Origin of the sequence: Bradyrhizobium diazoefficiens (genome assembly GCF_016616235.1) — a bacterium.
GTDB lineage: Bacteria > Pseudomonadota > Alphaproteobacteria > Rhizobiales > Xanthobacteraceae > Bradyrhizobium > Bradyrhizobium diazoefficiens_H.
This window is the reverse complement of the sequence record NZ_CP067100.1, coordinates 3,156,062-3,171,802: the sequence shown is the minus strand read 5'-3', so window position 1 is coordinate 3,171,802 and position 15,741 is coordinate 3,156,062. Positions and strand designations below refer to the sequence as shown.

Below are 15,741 nucleotides of genomic sequence, written 5' to 3'. Positions count from 1 at the left end.
CCGGAGCTCAGTGCCTCTCGGCCTCCTCCGGCGCCGACCCCAGCGACACCGACTCCCACACCGCGACCACGATCATGATGACGCTGGTCGCGACCGACAGCCAGAGCGGCGAGAGGTCGGCCGCGAACCACCCCAGCACTGCGAGCGCGATGATGCCGATGCCGTGCGAGAGCTGCAGGAAACCCCGGATCGCGTGCTTGAACAGGATGGTGCCGATCAGGAATACGAGCGGGCCACCGATCGTGCTGACGATGGTCCTGACATCGGAATCGCCCGTCGGGTGCTTCAGCACCAGCTCGTCCGAGACCGCAGTCAGGATGATGCCGGCGACGATCGGCATGTGCAGATAGGTGTAGGCGAGCCGCGCCAGCCGGCCCGAATCGGCGGTCTTCGAGATCAGCTCGGCGCCGGCTTCGGCGCCCTTGTGGAAATAGATCCACCACATCGCAATGCTGCCAATGAGCGCGGAGACGAAGGCCAGGATGTTGTCCGCGGTCCACTCCAGCTCGGCAAAGGCCGCGCCGTTGACGACCACGGCCTCGCCGAGCGCGATGATGATGAAGCCGGCGCAACGCTCGGCCATGTGGCCGCCCTCGACGGCCCAGGCCTCCACCGACGAGAAGCCCAGCTTCGGGACCCAGAAGCGCACCGCCGGCGAGACGTATTCGATCGTCAGCGCGGCGATCCAGAACCACAGCCTCTCCTCCCCGTGCGCGAGGCCGCCGAGGATCCAGAAGATCGCGGATCCGCAGAGCCAAACCAGGATGCGGATCGCGTTGTGCCGCACGGCGGTCCGATGGCGCGGGGTCGCGAACAGCCAGAACGCGGTCCGTCCCACCTGCATGCTCGCGTAAGCGATCGCGAACCACAGTCCGCGCCCCTCGAACGCGGTTGGAATCGTCGTCGACAGCACGAGGCCGCCGAGCATCATCAGAAAGATCAGGATGCGGACCGGCGTCAGCTCGGGATTGAGCCAGTTGGTGACCCAGGCGGTGTAGACCCACACCCACCACACCGCCAGGAAAAGCAGCGTGACCTCGACCGCGCCGAGCGGCGTGAAATGGTGCAGCAGAGTGTGCGACACCTGCGTGACCGCGAAAACGAAGACGAGGTCGAAGAACAGCTCGGCATTGGTGACGCGGCTGGGCTGGTTCGGCAGGATGACGCGGAACATCGCGCCGCGCGGATTGTCCGCGGCCATTATCGTCCCCCGGGTCGCGCTGGTCAGGTCAGGTGCCGGGGACCCCGGGTCCGCCAGGTACCCCGGTTTGCAGCGCCAGCGCGTGCAGCACGCCGCCCATCTGGCCGCGCAGGGACTGATAGACGATCTGGTGCTGCTGGACGCGGGACTTGCCGCGGAAGGATTCCGAGATCACGGTCGCGGCATAATGGTCGCCATCGCCGGCGAGGTCACGGATGGTCACCTGGGCATCGGGGATCGCTGCCTTGATCATCGCCTCGATATCGTGGGCGTCCATGGGCATTCGGGTCTAGCTCCTTCATCTCGGCTTGGATCAGCCTCATCGTCGAATCGCTTGCCGGGGGTCCCCTCACCGGCAGCGCCAAACTTAGCGTGAACAGGCTTCTGCGTCACGCTTTCAGGCACTATATCCGTCGTCCCATCAGGATAAAGGCACGGCAAAGTGCTGCGCGGCAGATTGATCGAAAAGGCGTGACATCATGAAGCTTCCAGGGCCCGACCACCCCATCACCATCACCGCAAACCCGAGGCGTGTCCGCGTTACAGCCGGCGACATCGTGATCGCCGAGACCAGCAAGGCCCTGACCTTGAAGGAGGCCAAATATCCGGCAGTGCAATATGTGCCGCGGGAGGACGCCAACATGGCGCTCCTCGAGCGCACCGACCGCGCCACCCACTGCCCCTACAAGGGGGACGCCAGCTATTACAGCGTCAAGGCCGATGGCAAGACGCTGGACAACGCGGTCTGGACCTACGAGACGCCCTTCCCCGCGATGACGGAGATCACCGGCCACCTTGCTTTCTATCCGGACAAGGTGAAGATCGAGGAGGTGGGGTAGGCTCACGGCCCTCTGACGCCGGGGCGATGATGGATCGCCTCCTCTCAGTCGATGCAAGGCACCAATGCCGCGCAAGGCCGGAAGACTCATTGGACTCTCGTTGCTCGGAGCAGCCGGCGTGGTCATTGCGGTGACCGCGGCCGGGCTCGGGTTTCGCGCCTATCGCCAACATCTTGCCGCGGAAACTCTCGCCATCCGTTCCCCCAAAGGGGTGCAGGAGGGAAGGTTCGTCAATATCGGCGGCATCCAGCAATGGATTCAAATCCGGGGCGAGGATCGGGACAACCCGGTTCTCCTGTTCGTCCACGGCGGCCCAGGGGGCTCGACCCTGCCGATCTCGTCGGGCTGGCGTCCCTGGGAAAAGCACTTCACCGTCGTGCAATGGGACCAGCGCGGCACCGGCCGTACCTATGGCGCCGCCGGAGATGCGCTCGCGCCGACCATGACACTCGAGCGAATGACGCAAGATGGCATCGAGCTGGTCGAGTATCTCCGAGCCCATCTGCACAAGGACAAGATCGTCCTTGTCGGGCATTCGTGGGGCTCGTTCCTGGGCATTCAAATGGCGAAGCAGCGTCCGGATCTGTTCTATGCCTATGTCGGCACAGGCCAAGTGGTTGGCAGGACGACGTTCGAGAAGGCATTCGAGCTCACGATCGCGCGCCTGCAACAGCTTGCAACATCCGCCAACAACAAGGAGGCGCTGGCAGAATTGGCACCGATCGCTTCCCAGCCGGTCCTCACCTCGGAAAACCGCCTGATTGCGGACAAATGGAGCCATGCGCTGGGTCTGCCGCTCGCCGATGGCTTCCAGATCGCCGGTCCCATCGCGCCGCTCTTCATGCCGGATGTCTCACTGCTTGATCTCTACAATTGGCGAAAGGGCGCCGCCTTTTCGGCAAAGCATCTGACAGGTCGGACCGGGCCGATGTTTCAGAGCGACATGGCCTCGATCGGATTCGAGTTTTCGATCCCGATGGTCTTCATTGAGGGCGATACGGATGGCGTGACGCCCAGCGAACCCGCAGCGCAATATTTCAAAGAGATCACGGCCCCTCAGAAGGAATTTGTCTGGGTGCGCGGCGGAAGTCATTTTATTCCATTCGATCGTCCTGACGAGTTCTTGGCGGACCTCGTCACCCACGTGAGACCCTTCGCAGGCAATTGACGGCCGGCGGGGTTTCCGGTTCGGCCCGGTCCCCGGCTACGCCCTGAAGATCGTGAGCCCGAGTATCAGCAGCACCAGGAAGATCACCACGAAGACGTAGAACAGGAAGCGGGCGATATCGGCGGAGGCGGCCGAGATGCCGGTGAAGCCGAGCACGCCGGCCACGATCGAGATCAGCAGGAAGATCAGCGCCCATTTCAGGATCGTCATCGCCAGCTCCGATTCTGGTGCCGCATGCCTCGCGGCCTCACCTCATCCGGGAACGCTAACTTCGCTGTGCGGAACTGGTTCCTGTGGCGCCGCAGCGCCTGCGGCCCGGCACAGACGGCGCTTGCTCAATCGGGTTCCCGGCGGCACAGTCGGCGCGGGGCAGGAACGCAGGGCGGCCATGATTACGATGTCACATTCCGCGACGATCGGCGCAGAGGCGCATGCCGCGGCGAAGGCCAAGGCGCGTAACCTGTCGCTCGACCGTGCCCGCACCTTCCTGACGCTAGTGGTGCTGCTGCACCACGCCGTCATTCCCTACACCTATTTCGGTCACACCGATCCGGCGTCCTGGATCGGTTTCGACGTCGTCGTGCTCGCCACCGACAGCTTCTTCATGGCGATGTTCTTCTTCCTGTCCGGCCTGTTCACCTGGCCGGGCATCGCGCGCAAGGCACCGCAAGTTTTCCTGCGCGACCGCCTGCTGCGGCTCGGGCTGCCGTTCGCGATCGCGGCCTTCACCGTCATTCCGCTCGCCTATTACGCGATCGCACTGCGGAATGATCCCGAGCTGACCTTCGCTTCGTTCTGGTGGAAGACCGTGACCGTGGGCCCATGGCCGAGCGGCCCGATCTGGTTCGTGTGGGTGCTGCTCGCCTTCGACCTCACCGCGAGCCTGCTCTACCGGGTATCGGCGCACCTCGTCGATCCCGGCAACCGCGTCTCGCTCGCGGGATTTGAACGGCCCTTCGTGTTCTGGCTGATGCTCGCGGTCGTTTCCGTGGTCGTCTACGTGCCGGCGCTGATCTATTTCGGCGGCAGCCGATGGTTCGAGTTCGGGCCGTTCTCGGTGCAGGCGAGCCGCATCCTGCTCTACTTCGCCTATTTCTTCATCGGCGCCAGCGTGGGAGCTGCAAACTTCGATCGTGGCATCCTCGGCGCCGAGGGCCAATTGCCGAAAAGCCGCTGGTCGTGGGTGATCGCGACGCTCGCGTTCTACGGCCTGATGTGGGTCATGATCTACGTCAAGCGCGAAATCCTCGACAATCCCGACCCGCAGCCGCACTGGTACCAGGCGATCTACGGCACGTTCTTTGTGCTGTTCTCGGCCTCGATCCTGCTCGCGATCCTCGCCTTCTTCCTGCATTCGCGGGCGGGCGGGCCGAACCTGCTCGACCGCATGCAGGCGGACGCCTATGGCATGTTCCTGGTGCACTATCCGATCGCGCTGTGGATCCAGTACGCGCTGTTCGACTATGCTTGGCCGGCGATCGCCAAGGCCGCGGTCGGCTTCGTGCTGACGGTGATCCTAAGCTGGGGCGTGACGGCGGGCTTGCGGAAGATTCCGGGCGCGTCGCACGTGTTGTGAGGCACGGCCCGTTGTCACGACGAGATCCGCAGCCCTGATGGAGCGAAGCGTAATCCGGGCTACCGGCTGCGGCTGAGGCAGCGCCTTACGCCGCCTTCCCGCTCATATACTCCGGCAGCCAGCGCTCGAACGACTTGCGCAGCGCGTCGATTGTAACCGGCGCCTCGCCCGCGATCGCGATCGCATCGCCACCAGTGGTGCCGATCCTCACGCAGGGCACCTCGCAGCCGCGCATCTTGGCAAGCACGCGGCCGGCTTCGGTTTCCGGCACGGTGACGAGATAGCGCGCCTGGTCCTCGCCGAACCAGTAGGCCTGCGAGACGAGCGCGGTCGGCGCCGCCAGCAGTTTCGCGCCGATACCGCCCGCCATCGCCATCTCGGCGAGCGCGATCAGCAGGCCGCCGTCGGAGAGGTCGTGCACGGCGGTCGCGGTGCCCGCATGGATCATGCCGCGCACGCAGTTGCCGTTGCGCTTCTCGGCCTCGAGATCGACCGGCGGCGGCGCGCCTTCCTCGCGGCCGCAGATATCGCGCAGGTACACCGACTGGCCGAGCCAGCCATGAGTCTCGCCGATCAGCAGGATCGCCTCGCCCTCGGCCTTGAAGGCGAGCGACGCCGACTTGGTGAAATCGTCGAGCAGGCCGACGCCGCCGATCGAGGGTGTCGGCAGGATCGCGCGGCCGTTGGTCTCGTTGTAGAGCGAGACGTTGCCGGAGACGACCGGGAAGTCGAGCGTGCGGCAGGCTTCCGAGATGCCCTTCAGACAGCCGACGAACTGCCCCATGATCTCGGGCCGCTCAGGGTTGCCGAAGTTGAGATTGTCGGTGATCGCGAGCGGCTTGCCGCCGACCGCGGTGATGTTGCGCCAGGCTTCCGCCACCGCCTGCATGCCGCCCTGATAGGGATCGGCCTCGCAATAGCGCGGCGTGACGTCGACGGTCAGCGCCAGGCCCTTCGGCCCGTCCTGCACGCGCACCACGGCGGCATCGCCGCCGGGACGCTGCATGGTGTTGCCGAGGATGACGTGGTCGTACTGCTCCCAGACCCAGCGCTTAGAGCACATGTCGGGCGTGCCGATCAGCTTCTCCAGCGCAGGACCGAGGCCCATCGGCGCCGGCACGTCACGCGCATGCACGACCGGCAGTGCGGCGGACGGCACGTGCGGGCGGTCATAGACCGGCGCTTCGTCGCCGAGCTCCTTGATCGGCAGGTCGGCCATGACGTCGCCGCCATGCTTGACCACGAAGCGCTTGCTGGGCGTGGTGTAGCCGACCACCGCGAAATCGAGGCCCCACTTTTTGAAGATTGCCTCGGCTTCCTTTTCCTTCTCGGGCTTGAGCACCATGAGCATGCGCTCCTGGCTTTCCGAGAGCATCATCTCGTAGGCGCTCATGCCGGTCTCGCGCGTCGGCACCGCATCGAGATCGAGGTCGACGCCGAGGTCGCCCTTGGCGCCCATCTCGACCGCCGAACAAGTGAGGCCCGCCGCGCCCATGTCCTGGATCGCAATGACGCAGCCCTTCTCCATGATCTCGAGACAGGCTTCCAGCAGCAGCTTCTCGGCAAAGGGATCGCCGACTTGCACGGTCGGGCGCTTCTCCTCGGACTTGTCGTCGAACTCGGCCGACGCCATCGAGGCGCCATGGATGCCGTCGCGGCCGGTCTTGGAGCCGAGATAGACGATCGGCATATTCACGCCGGAGGCGGCGGCATAGAAAATCTTGTCGGTCTCGGCGAGGCCCACCGCCATCGCGTTGACGAGGATGTTGCCGTCATAGCGGGTGTGGAAACGTACCTGGCCGCCGACCGTCGGCACACCGAAGGAATTGCCGTAGCCGCCGACGCCGGCGACGACGCCGGAGACCAGATGCCGCGTCTTCGGATGCTCCGGTGCGCCGAAGCTCAGCGCATTGAGGCAGGCGATCGGGCGCGCCCCCATGGTGAAGACGTCGCGCAAAATGCCGCCGACGCCGGTGGTGGCGCCCTGGTAGGGCTCGATGTAGCTCGGGTGGTTGTGGCTCTCCATCTTGAACACTACCGCCTGGCCGTCGCCGATGTCGATCACGCCGGCATTCTCGCCGGGGCCCTGGATCACCCAGGGCGCCTTGGTCGGCAGGCCCTTCAGATGGATGCGCGAGGATTTGTACGAGCAATGCTCGTTCCACATCGCCGAGAAGATACCGAGCTCGGTGAAGCTCGGCTCCCGCCCGATCAGCTTCAGGATGCGCTCATATTCGTCGGGCTTGAGCCCGTGAGCGGCAACCAGTTCGGGGGTGATCTTGGGTTCGTTCTTCATGGCTTCAGGGGCTTTCGGCGTGCTTTGGCCGTTCTTAGGAACATCGGACCGCTTGGAAAAGCCCTTTATGGCGCATTTTCCCGCTGTCCCACGTTTTGCGGCAGGCCGGCGCGGGAACAGGAATTGCACCGCGCTGGCAGATCGGATTTAAGGGCTAAAGACCCGCAATTGAAGGCCCATTTCCTTGCACGAATTGACCAAAACGGCCGCTTCCGCACGCTCCGACCTGCAGGTCGCCACCGAAGGAGAATTTGCGGGCTGGCAGACCTGGATCCGCGACAGCTTTGAGACCCATGTCGGCCCCTTCTGGCACCGCCTGGAGGCGGACGGCAGCGTCCGCTGCGCCTTCCGGGTCGAGAAGAAGCACCTGAACGGCTCCGGGAATGTCCATGGTGGCTGCTTCATGGCCTTCGCCGACTACAGCCTGTTCGCAATCGGCCGCCACGCCCTGAACGGCCGCGGCGTGACCGTCAATTTCGGCTGCGAATTCCTCGATGCAGGCCATGAGGGCGATCTGATCGAATGCACCGGCGAGGTCACCCGCGCCGGCAATTCGCTGATCTTCCTGCGCGGGCAGATGACTTGCGGCAAGCGCCTTCTGTTCACCTTTTCCGGCACGATCAAGCGGGCGAAGTGGAAGTCGCCGCCTCAGCCGGCACCGGCCGCCTCCCCGAAGGAACGCTGAGGCGCCCGTTCACGCCGAAAGCTGCTTCTCGGCGATCGACAGCCACTCGGCCTGCGCCTTGCGGAGATATTTCGGCGCGCGGCGCATCTGGATCAACAGCTCGTTGAAGACCACGCGCGCCTCGGCGGTGCGGCCGATCATTTGCAGCAGCATGCCGTAGCGCACCCGCGCTTCGGCGCCGGGGAAATAGCCGGCGAGCGCATGGTATTCCTCCAGCGCCTCGTCGAGCCGGCCGACCTCGGCGAGCGCGCGGGCGTAGAGCAGATGCGCGTCGGCGGAATCGAAATCCGGCCATTGCTTCTGGAGATCGTCCAGCGTCGCGAGCGCGTCGGCCGGGCGCTTGGCGGCAAACGCCGCCTGCGCCTTGCCGAACGCATAGGCGGGATCGTGGCCCATCGGCAGCGCCAGGATGTGATCATAGTGCGCTTCCGCTTCACTGAAGCGGCCGATAGTGACACACTCTTCCGCGAGCGCCGCACGGTTGGCGATGGTATCGGTGATAGCCAGTCGGTCCGACAGCTCGCGATAGCGCTTCTCGGGATCGAGCCGGTTGGCAACGCGCTGGCGCGCCTGCCGCGCACTGGGGCTGGAGAACCATTCCGGGATCAGCTCGACCGCGATATAGGCGAGCGCGCCCATCATCGGCACCAGCAGGATGATGAACGCCCAGGGCCGCAACCGCCCGGTTCGCGAGGCGTGATAGATCAGCGTGATCTCGAGCAGCAGAACGACCAAAGCGACGGGCATGTGACACCGGGAGCACGACGACAGCGCAGGCTTCCTGATATCGCAACTGCGGCGACAGGACAACTTTGAGTTGCCCATCTCCGCAGAAATCAGCGACCTCGGGCGCGCGTGTCTTGATGGCGACGAGGGGTCAGTCGTCTCAAACGCGATGGAGGTTCATGCAGCCGAGTGCGTCTATTGCTTGGCGTCGTCCGCCAGCATTTTCCGGTATTTCTCGACATCGCGCGTCACCAGCTGCTGGAGCAGCTCCGGCGCATGCTCGTTGTCGTCGGGCGCAACGGTCGACAGGTCGGCAAAGCGCTTCTTCACCGCGTCGGTCTCGACCGCGGTCCGCGCCGCTGCATTCAGCTTGGCAATGACGGCCGGCGGCGTGCCCTTGGGCGCGAACAGGCCGTTCCAGCCCTGCGCCTCGAAGTCCGGAAGGCCCGCTTCAGCCGAAGTGGGCAGGTCCGGCAGCGTCGCGAGCCGCACCGTCGAGCCGACCACGAGCCCCTTCACCAGCCTGTCGTTGACCGACTGCGAGACCGAGGCCGCGGCATCGCAGACGCCATCGATCTGGCCGCCGACGGCATCGGTCAGCGCGGGCGCCGCGCCGCGATAGCCGACCAGCGTCGCGTCGATGCCAGCGGCGGTGACGAAGCTCTTGCAGATCAGGTAATTGGAGGAGCCGACACCGGCATGGCCGAGATTGATCTTGCCGGGATTGGCCTTGGCGTAGGCGATGAACTCTTTCAGGTCCTTCGCCGGAAAATCCTTGCGCACGGCGATGATGCCGAACGTCTTGGCGACCATGGCGATCGGCACGAACGAGTCGGGCGTGAACGGCAGTTTTGGATAGATCGTGTAGGTCGCGGCATTGGTGCCGGCATTGCCGATCGCGATGGTGTAGCCATCGGGCTCGGCGCGGGAGGCGCGCGCCAGCGCGGTCGATCCGCCGGCACCGGCGACGTTCTCGATCACGATGGTCTGGCCGAGCGCGATGCCCATCTGCTCGGCGACCGTGCGCGCGATCACGTCCGAGGTGCCGCCGGCCGCGAACGGCACGATCATGGTGATCGGACGCCTGGGGAAATCCTGGGCGAATGCAGCGGTTGCAAACGCAGCGACAGCAATGGCGGCCGACAGCCGCTTCACCATGAACGAGATCACGCGGCCTTTTCCAGATGCGCTGTGAGACCGGCGAACAGGCCACGGCCGTCGGTGCAGCCCATGATGTCTTCGACGTGGTTTTCGGGATGCGGCATCATGCCGAGCACGTTGCCCTTGTCGTTGACGATACCGGCGATCGACTGCGCCGCGCCGTTGATGTTGCTGATGTCGTCGATGCTGCCGTCGGCCGAGCAGTAGCGATAGAGCACCCGGCCCTCGCCTTCGAGCCGCCTGATGGTCTCTTCATCGGCCGCGTAATTGCCCTCGCCATGGGCGACGGGCACACGGATCACCTGGCCGGCATTGTAGCCGCGGGTGAACGGGGTATCGGAGCGCTCGACGCGCAGATGCACGTCCTTGCAGATGAACTTCAGCCGCGCATTGCGCATCAGGATGCCCGGCAGCAGGCCGGATTCGCAGAGGATCTGAAAGCCGTTGCAGACGCCGAGCACCAGCCCGCCCTTGGCCGCATAGTCGCGCACCGCGTCCATTACCGGCGCCCGCGCCGCGATCGCACCACAACGAAGATAATCGCCGTAGGAGAAGCCGCCCGGCACGACCACGAGGTCGGTGCCGGCGGGAAGCGACGTCTCGGCGTGCCAGACCATCGCGGGCTCCTGACCCGAGATGAGCTTCAGCGCGCGCGCCATATCGCGCTCGCGATTGATTCCGGGGAAGACGAGGATGGCGGCTTTCACGTTGCAGGCGCCTCTGTTATTTCCAGCCTGCGCTCGATATGGTCAAAGCGCACATCGAACCGACCCAATATACCGTACACATTCTGGACATCTTGCTGCATCGAAATCTGATGTCCTCTGAGGGCGTTCAGCTCCGACTTGATCTCGTCGATCTTATGATCAACCCGATCCAGTCTCTGCTGCACTTGCTTGAGGACTTCAAAAATCAGGTCGTTGCTGACTTCGGCCATCGCCTTCAGCCCTTCATCTCGATCGCGTAGTTCTCGATCACGGTGTTCGCCAAGAGCTTGTCCGCTGCCTCCTTCAGCGCCGCTTCCGCCTTGGCCTTGTCGGCGCCGGCGAGCTCGATGTCGAACACCTTGCCCTGCCGCACGCTGGCGACGCCGTCGACACCGAGCGACTTCAGCGCGCCCTCGATGGCCTTGCCCTGCGGATCGAGGATGCCGTTCTTCAACGTCACGGTAACACGTGCCTTCACGTCAAAATCCTCTTCAGCTCTTCACCAGCACGGGACCAGTGCCCTGCGGGCGCTCGTTCTCCATGAGGATGCCGAGGCGCTTGGCGACTTCCGTGTAGGCCTCGAGTAGGCCGCCGAGATCCCGGCGGAAACGGTCCTTGTCGAGCTTCTCGTTCGACTTGATGTCCCACAGGCGGCAGCTGTCCGGCGAGATCTCGTCGGCGACGATGATGCGCATCATTTCATTTTCGAACAGGCGCCCGCATTCCATCTTGAAGTCGACGAGGCGGATGCCGATGCCGAGGAAAAGGCCGGTGAGGAAATCGTTGACGCGGATGGCGAGCGCCATGATGTCGTCAATCTCCTGGGGCGTGGCCCAGCCGAACGCGGTGATGTGCTCTTCCGACACCATGGGGTCGTTGAGCTGGTCGTTCTTGTAATAGAATTCGATGATCGAACGGGGCAGCTGGGTGCCCTCCTCGATGCCGAGGCGCTGCGACAGCGAGCCAGCGGCGACGTTCCGCACCACCACTTCGAGCGGCACGATCTCGACCTCGCGGATCAACTGCTCGCGCATGTTGAGGCGGCGGATGAAATGGGTCGGCACCCCGATGTCGTTGAGGTGCTGAAACAGGTACTCCGAGATCCGGTTGTTGAGGACACCCTTGCCCTCGATGACCTGATGCTTTTTGGCATTGAACGCGGTGGCGTCGTCCTTGAAGTGCTGGATCAGGGTACCGGGCTCCGGGCCTTCATACAGAACCTTTGCCTTGCCTTCATAAATGCGACGCCGACGGCTCATGGGGATGTACCGTGTTTTGTTGAAATCCATGTATTTGGTGTGCTCCGGTTAACAGGTTCGACCCACAGCGGAGCTGCCGTGAACGGCCGGGAACCCGTCTATAACCCAAGGAAACCTGAGGAAACAGAACGGGAACCAAGCCTTCAGGCAACCTATCCGATTGGCTGTCCCAGCACAATCGATCCGGCCATCCGACGCTGACTTATACCGCCTTGCCTGCGGCTTAACGGCTCGTTGTTTTGCCGATTCCTGCCCCCTATCTAGGCATGCGCCGAGCCCCTCGCAACGAGGCGGCCAAGGGCGGTCAGGTCCAGCCAGCAGGGGATTGGAAGACGCATGAGCGAAATCAACAAGCGCCAGGAAGGTTTTGAGAAGAAGTTCGCCCTCGACGAGGAGCAGAAGTTCAAGGCGGAAGCCCGCCGCAACCGTCTGCTCGGCCTGTGGGCGGCCGAAAAGCTCGGAATCACCGGTGAGGCTGCCACGGCCTACGCCAAGGAGGTCGTCGCGGCCGATTTCGAGGAAGCCGGCGATGCCGACGTCCTGCGCAAGGTCATGGGCGATTTCGCCGCCAAGAACGTCGCGATCACCGAGCAGGCGATTCGCGCCAAGATGAGTGAGTTGCTGGCGGTTGCGGCCGCCGAGGTGAAGGCAGGGAAATAAGCCGGCCGGGAGCGGCGAATGGCGCGGTCAATCCCCTTCGCCGCTCGCTCCATAACAGCTTGCGGCGGGCTCCGGGCAATGCCAAATGAGCGGCATGCCTCAGGATCATATCTCCAACGTCCTCGCCGACCGCTATGCCTCGCCCGCCATGCGCGCCATCTGGAGCGGCGAAGGCAAGGTTCGCCTCGAACGCGACTACTGGATCGCCGTGCTGAAGGCTCAGCGCGATCTCGGCATCCCCGTGCCGGATGGCGTGATCGAAGCCTACGAACGCGTCAAAGACCAGGTTAATCTCGACTCCATCATGCGCCGCGAGCGCATCACCCGCCACGACGTCAAGGCGCGGATCGAGGAATTCTGCGATCTCGCCGGTCACGAGCACCTGCACAAGGGCATGACCAGCCGCGACCTCACCGAGAACGTGGAGCAGCTCCAGGTCTATCGCGGGCTCCAGCTGATCGAGACCAAGAGCATCGCGGCGCTGATTCGCTTTGCCAAGCACGCAAGGCGATTGCGCGACATGCCGTTCACGGCGCGCACGCACAATGTCGCCGCGCAGGTCACGACGCTCGGCAAGCGCATCGCCATGTTCGGCGAGGAGATGCTGCTGGCGCATCAAGCCCTCGTCAACCTGCTCGACACCTATCCGGCGCGCGGCCTGAAGGGCGCAGTCGGCACGCGGCTCGACCAGATCACCCTGTTCAACGGCGAGGCCGGCAAGGCCCGCGCGCTGGAACAGCAAATCCTCAAGCACCTCGGCTTGCCCAAGAGCTTCGATGCGGTCGGCCAGGTCTATCCGCGCAGCCTCGATTTCCGCGCGGTCAGCGTGCTGGTCGATCTCGCCAGCGGCCCCGGCAGCTTCGCCAAGACGCTGCGGCTGATGGCGGGCCACGAGCTCGCCAGCGAAGGCTTTGCCAAGGGCCAGGTCGGCTCCTCCGCCATGCCGCACAAGATGAACAGCCGCTCCTGCGAGCGCATCAACGGCCTGCATGTGGTGCTGAAGGGCTATCTTGCGATGGCCTCAGGGCTCGCCGGCGACCAGTGGAACGAGGGTGACGTCTCCTGCTCCGTGGTCCGCCGCGTGATGCTGCCCGATGCCTTCCTCGCCATGGACGGCCTGCTCGAGACCCTGCTCTCCGTGCTCGACCAGATGGAAATCTTCGACGCCGTCGTCGCGACCGAGCTCAACCGCTATCTGCCCTTCCTGCTGACCACCACGGTCATGATGGAGGCAGTGAAGAAGGGCGCGGGGCGCGAGGGCGCGCACGAGGCGATCAAGGAGCACGCGGTCGCGGCCATCCGCGACCTGCGTACCGGCAAGATCGTGCAGAACGACCTCTTGCAGCGCCTCGCAGCCGATCAGCGTCTTGGCCTCAGCGAAGCCGAGCTCCAGCGCGTGCTCGATCACGGCCGCGCCAATTCCGGCGATGCGCCCGCGCAGGTCGATCACTTCGCCGAGCAGGTCGACGCGCTGGCGAAGGCGAAGCCTGAGGCGGCCAAGTACACGCCGGGCGCAATCCTGTAAGCGAATGGTGAGTAGCGAATAGCGAATGGAGTGGATTCCATTCGCTACTCGCAATCTGCCATTCGCCCTCACTCCTCCTTGAAGCCGTATTCCGGCACGTTGCCGCTGGCGCCGTAATATTTGTACGGCAGGAATTTGCCTGACATCGTGATCTTGACGCGGTCGCCCTTCGGATTGGCGACGCGCTCCATGGCCATGTCGAAGTCGATCGCCGACATGATGCCGTCGCCGAATTCTTCCTCGATCAGCGCCTTCCAGGCCGGACCGTTCACCATCACCATCTCGTAGAAGCGGTAGATCAAGGGATCTGTCGGCGGCATCGGCGTGCCGGTGCCGCGCGTCGGCACCTCGTTCAGCATCGCGACTTCCGCCTTCGACAAGCCAAACAGTTCGCCGGCATTGGCGGCCTGCGGTTTCGTCAGCTTCATCTGGCCGAGGATCGCACCAACGATCAGCACCTCGGAATAGCCGCCGATCTTCTCGCAGATGTGTTTCCAGCTCCAGCCCTTCTCGCGCTTGACGTCGAGCAGCTTTTCGGTGAGGTCTTCGCGTTTCATGTTCGGTCTCCTTGGCCAGGCACTGTGTCGCCTGCCACTTTCGGAGGCACGAAACGTGCCAATAAATGAGGCGGCCAACTCAGGCAACCCACCTTACGAGAGCTATGTCGTTTGCTCGATCATCCCCGCAAGCCGCACCAGCTCAGCCTCGAGATCGCGCTCCACGTCAGCGGCCCGGATCTCCATCACCCGGTAGTCGCGCGCCTCGAGCCACGCCCGCCGGCCCGCGCGGTCGGCGACGATCGTCTCGCCCTCGCCCGGGTTGACCAGCTCGATCGCGATCCGGTGCGGGAACGAGACGAAGTCGGGGATGTGGCGCCCCACAGGGGTCTGGCGCTTGAACTGGCCGGCGAAGCGGCGGTCCCGGGTCAGCGCCTGCCAGAGCAGGCGTTCGGCGTCGGTCGGGTTACGGCGAAGCAGGCGGGCGAGGCCGCGCACGGTCGAGCCGCTGTCGGGCACGCCGCCGCCCTGCCCGTGCTCGGCCAAGAGTGCGCGCAGGCGCGTGGCCTGCTCGCCGTCGAGCACGCCGCCTTTGGCCGGACCCTTGCGCCCTTCCGCGATCGCCATCACCACGCCGTGCAGGGTGTGCATGTCCTGCTTGGTCGGCTCCATGCGGGTGAAGATGTTGCGCAGGTTCACCAGCATGGTGTCGCGCTTTTCCGCTGGCCGCAGGAATTCGACCTTGTCGAGCTCGCGGATCAGGTTCTCGAAGAAAGCCTGGATCTGGTGCTGCGAGGCGCGCTCGGAACGCTCGGGCATCGCATGCGGCAACTCGCCGGATGTCGCCCGCTTGAACCATTCGTAGCCGACCAGGAGCACCGCCTGGGCGAGGTTGAGCGAGGCAAAGCCCGGATTGACCGGGAAGGTGATGATGCGGTTGGAGAGGCCCACCTCCTCATTGGTCAGCCCCCAGCGTTCCCGGCCGAACAGGATGCCGGCCTTGCCTCCCGTGGCGACATGATCCGAGATCTCGGCCGCGGCGGCTTCCGGCCCGACCACCGGCTTGGCTTGGTCATGGGGACGGGCCGTGGTGGCGAACAGGAGGTCGAGATCGGCAACCGCCTGCGCGACCGTGTCGAACAGTTCGGCCTTTTCCAAAATGTGGTCGGCGCCGGCGGCGGCACGCTGGGCGGCGATGTTGGGCCAGCCGTCACGGGGGTTGACGATGCGCAGCGCGGAAAGCGCGAAATTGCCCATGGCGCGCGCGGCCATGCCGATGTTTTCGCCGAGCTGCGGCTCGACGAGGATCACAATGGGACCGTCGAGGGAAAGGCCCACCTTGCTCTTGTCAGTCCCCGACATCTCGCTTCGCTTTCGCGCTGGTTTCAGGGCCTTAGCAACGCGCCCTCAAGAATTGATTCAGAGCCGGCCTTGCGCGGTC

Annotated in this window: 18 protein-coding genes; 6 read left to right on the top strand and 12 right to left on the bottom strand. The window is 64.5% G+C overall.

What is annotated here, in order from left to right:
- Positions 1 to 7 precede the first annotated feature (7 nt).
- Positions 8 to 1,201 carry a low temperature requirement protein A gene (locus JJB99_RS14920; RefSeq protein WP_200499462.1) on the bottom strand — a complete coding sequence of 398 codons (1,194 nt, stop codon included), beginning with the start codon at positions 1,199 to 1,201 and terminating at the stop codon, positions 8 to 10.
- A 28-nt stretch (positions 1,202 to 1,229) separates the two neighbouring features.
- Positions 1,230 to 1,484 (bottom strand): BolA/IbaG family iron-sulfur metabolism protein, encoded by a 255-nt coding sequence (locus tag JJB99_RS14915; RefSeq protein ID WP_200499461.1) that lies wholly within the window; start codon positions 1,482 to 1,484, stop codon positions 1,230 to 1,232.
- Positions 1,485 to 1,680: 196 nt separating this feature from the next.
- On the opposite strand from JJB99_RS14915, the gene JJB99_RS14910 reads away from it, so the two are divergent.
- Positions 1,681 to 2,040 carry a DUF427 domain-containing protein gene (locus JJB99_RS14910; protein ID WP_200499460.1) on the top strand — a complete coding sequence of 120 codons (360 nt, stop codon included), beginning with the start codon at positions 1,681 to 1,683 and terminating at the stop codon, positions 2,038 to 2,040.
- Positions 2,041 to 2,140: 100 nt separating this feature from the next.
- The gene (locus JJB99_RS14905; protein WP_246775254.1) at positions 2,141 to 3,208 is read left to right on the top strand and encodes an alpha/beta fold hydrolase; all 1,068 of its coding nucleotides are present in this window, start codon (positions 2,141 to 2,143) and stop codon (positions 3,206 to 3,208) included.
- A gap of 36 nt (positions 3,209 to 3,244) precedes the next feature.
- Here the strand turns inward: JJB99_RS14905 and JJB99_RS14900 are convergent, their stop codons facing one another.
- Positions 3,245 to 3,418, bottom strand: a complete 174-nt coding sequence (locus tag JJB99_RS14900; RefSeq protein WP_027548646.1) for a DUF1328 domain-containing protein — start codon at positions 3,416 to 3,418, stop codon at positions 3,245 to 3,247.
- A 178-nt stretch (positions 3,419 to 3,596) separates the two neighbouring features.
- Between JJB99_RS14900 and JJB99_RS14895 the strand changes: the two genes are divergently transcribed.
- Entirely contained in the window at positions 3,597 to 4,784 is a 1,188-nt protein-coding gene (locus JJB99_RS14895) for an acyltransferase family protein (RefSeq protein ID WP_200499458.1), read from the top strand.
- 85 nt (positions 4,785 to 4,869) lie between these two features.
- On the opposite strand, the gene purL is transcribed toward JJB99_RS14895, so the two are convergent.
- Positions 4,870 to 7,080 (bottom strand): phosphoribosylformylglycinamidine synthase subunit PurL, encoded by a 2,211-nt coding sequence (gene purL, locus JJB99_RS14890; protein ID WP_200499457.1) that lies wholly within the window; start codon positions 7,078 to 7,080, stop codon positions 4,870 to 4,872.
- A 184-nt stretch (positions 7,081 to 7,264) separates the two neighbouring features.
- Here purL and JJB99_RS14885 point away from each other — a divergent pair, with 184 nt between their 5' ends.
- Positions 7,265 to 7,765: a PaaI family thioesterase gene (locus JJB99_RS14885; protein WP_200499456.1), complete on the top strand. Its 501-nt coding sequence runs from the start codon at positions 7,265 to 7,267 to the stop codon at positions 7,763 to 7,765.
- Between the two features lie 9 nt (positions 7,766 to 7,774).
- Here JJB99_RS14885 and JJB99_RS14880 read toward each other — a convergent pair whose 3' ends face one another.
- The 6 genes from JJB99_RS14880 to purC all read right to left on the bottom strand — a co-directional run bounded on the left by JJB99_RS14880 (position 7,775) and on the right by purC (position 11,618).
- The gene (locus JJB99_RS14880) at positions 7,775 to 8,512 is read right to left on the bottom strand and encodes a tetratricopeptide repeat protein (protein WP_200499455.1); all 738 of its coding nucleotides are present in this window, start codon (positions 8,510 to 8,512) and stop codon (positions 7,775 to 7,777) included.
- A 174-nt stretch (positions 8,513 to 8,686) separates the two neighbouring features.
- A complete protein-coding gene (locus JJB99_RS14875; protein ID WP_200499454.1) occupies positions 8,687 to 9,661 on the bottom strand; it encodes a tripartite tricarboxylate transporter substrate binding protein BugD in 975 nt (324 codons plus the stop codon).
- Entirely contained in the window at positions 9,658 to 10,359 is a 702-nt protein-coding gene (purQ, locus tag JJB99_RS14870) for a phosphoribosylformylglycinamidine synthase subunit PurQ (protein WP_200499453.1), read from the bottom strand. The genes JJB99_RS14875 and purQ overlap by 4 nt, the downstream gene beginning before the upstream one ends.
- Positions 10,356 to 10,589: a hypothetical protein gene (locus JJB99_RS14865; RefSeq protein WP_200499452.1), complete on the bottom strand. Its 234-nt coding sequence runs from the start codon at positions 10,587 to 10,589 to the stop codon at positions 10,356 to 10,358. The genes purQ and JJB99_RS14865 overlap by 4 nt, the downstream gene beginning before the upstream one ends.
- Positions 10,590 to 10,594: 5 nt before the next feature.
- Positions 10,595 to 10,837: a phosphoribosylformylglycinamidine synthase subunit PurS gene (purS, locus tag JJB99_RS14860; protein ID WP_200499451.1), complete on the bottom strand. Its 243-nt coding sequence runs from the start codon at positions 10,835 to 10,837 to the stop codon at positions 10,595 to 10,597.
- A 13-nt stretch (positions 10,838 to 10,850) separates the two neighbouring features.
- Positions 10,851 to 11,618, bottom strand: coding sequence for a phosphoribosylaminoimidazolesuccinocarboxamide synthase (purC, locus tag JJB99_RS14855; RefSeq protein ID WP_172782948.1), 768 nt, complete (start codon positions 11,616 to 11,618; stop codon positions 10,851 to 10,853).
- Between the two features lie 336 nt (positions 11,619 to 11,954).
- Between purC and JJB99_RS14850 the strand changes: the two genes are divergently transcribed.
- Positions 11,955 to 12,278 carry a DUF1476 domain-containing protein gene (locus JJB99_RS14850; RefSeq protein WP_200499450.1) on the top strand — a complete coding sequence of 108 codons (324 nt, stop codon included), beginning with the start codon at positions 11,955 to 11,957 and terminating at the stop codon, positions 12,276 to 12,278.
- 85 nt (positions 12,279 to 12,363) lie between these two features.
- Entirely contained in the window at positions 12,364 to 13,803 is a 1,440-nt protein-coding gene (purB, locus tag JJB99_RS14845; RefSeq protein WP_246775253.1) for an adenylosuccinate lyase, read from the top strand.
- 68 nt (positions 13,804 to 13,871) lie between these two features.
- Here purB and cynS read toward each other — a convergent pair whose 3' ends face one another.
- Together cynS and JJB99_RS14835 are read right to left on the bottom strand one after the other, a co-directional pair.
- Positions 13,872 to 14,360: a cyanase gene (gene cynS, locus JJB99_RS14840; RefSeq protein WP_200499449.1), complete on the bottom strand. Its 489-nt coding sequence runs from the start codon at positions 14,358 to 14,360 to the stop codon at positions 13,872 to 13,874.
- A 102-nt stretch (positions 14,361 to 14,462) separates the two neighbouring features.
- The gene (locus JJB99_RS14835; protein ID WP_200499448.1) at positions 14,463 to 15,662 is read right to left on the bottom strand and encodes a TrmJ/YjtD family RNA methyltransferase; all 1,200 of its coding nucleotides are present in this window, start codon (positions 15,660 to 15,662) and stop codon (positions 14,463 to 14,465) included.
- Positions 15,663 to 15,741 lie beyond the last annotated feature (79 nt).

What these genes read in the sequence shown, in the direction of transcription:
- JJB99_RS14915 (WP_200499461.1), bottom strand. Translation starts at nt 1,484, where the DNA reads ATGCCCATGGACGCCCACGATATCGAGGCGATGATCAAGGCAGCGATC.
- JJB99_RS14910 (WP_200499460.1), top strand. Translation starts at nt 1,681, where the DNA reads ATGAAGCTTCCAGGGCCCGACCACCCCATCACCATCACCGCAAACCCG.
- JJB99_RS14900 (WP_027548646.1), bottom strand. Translation starts at nt 3,418, where the DNA reads ATGACGATCCTGAAATGGGCGCTGATCTTCCTGCTGATCTCGATCGTG.
- JJB99_RS14920 (WP_200499462.1), bottom strand. Translation starts at nt 1,201, where the DNA reads ATGGCCGCGGACAATCCGCGCGGCGCGATGTTCCGCGTCATCCTGCCG.
- JJB99_RS14865 (WP_200499452.1), bottom strand. Translation starts at nt 10,589, where the DNA reads ATGGCCGAAGTCAGCAACGACCTGATTTTTGAAGTCCTCAAGCAAGTG.
- JJB99_RS14880 (WP_200499455.1), bottom strand. Translation starts at nt 8,512, where the DNA reads ATGCCCGTCGCTTTGGTCGTTCTGCTGCTCGAGATCACGCTGATCTAT.
- cynS (WP_200499449.1), bottom strand. Translation starts at nt 14,360, where the DNA reads ATGAAACGCGAAGACCTCACCGAAAAGCTGCTCGACGTCAAGCGCGAG.
- purL (WP_200499457.1), bottom strand. Translation starts at nt 7,080, where the DNA reads ATGAAGAACGAACCCAAGATCACCCCCGAACTGGTTGCCGCTCACGGG.
- JJB99_RS14850 (WP_200499450.1), top strand. Translation starts at nt 11,955, where the DNA reads ATGAGCGAAATCAACAAGCGCCAGGAAGGTTTTGAGAAGAAGTTCGCC.
- purC (WP_172782948.1), bottom strand. Translation starts at nt 11,618, where the DNA reads ATGAGCCGTCGGCGTCGCATTTATGAAGGCAAGGCAAAGGTTCTGTAT.
- JJB99_RS14895 (WP_200499458.1), top strand. Translation starts at nt 3,597, where the DNA reads ATGATTACGATGTCACATTCCGCGACGATCGGCGCAGAGGCGCATGCC.
- JJB99_RS14835 (WP_200499448.1), bottom strand. Translation starts at nt 15,662, where the DNA reads ATGTCGGGGACTGACAAGAGCAAGGTGGGCCTTTCCCTCGACGGTCCC.
- purB (WP_246775253.1), top strand. Translation starts at nt 12,364, where the DNA reads ATGAGCGGCATGCCTCAGGATCATATCTCCAACGTCCTCGCCGACCGC.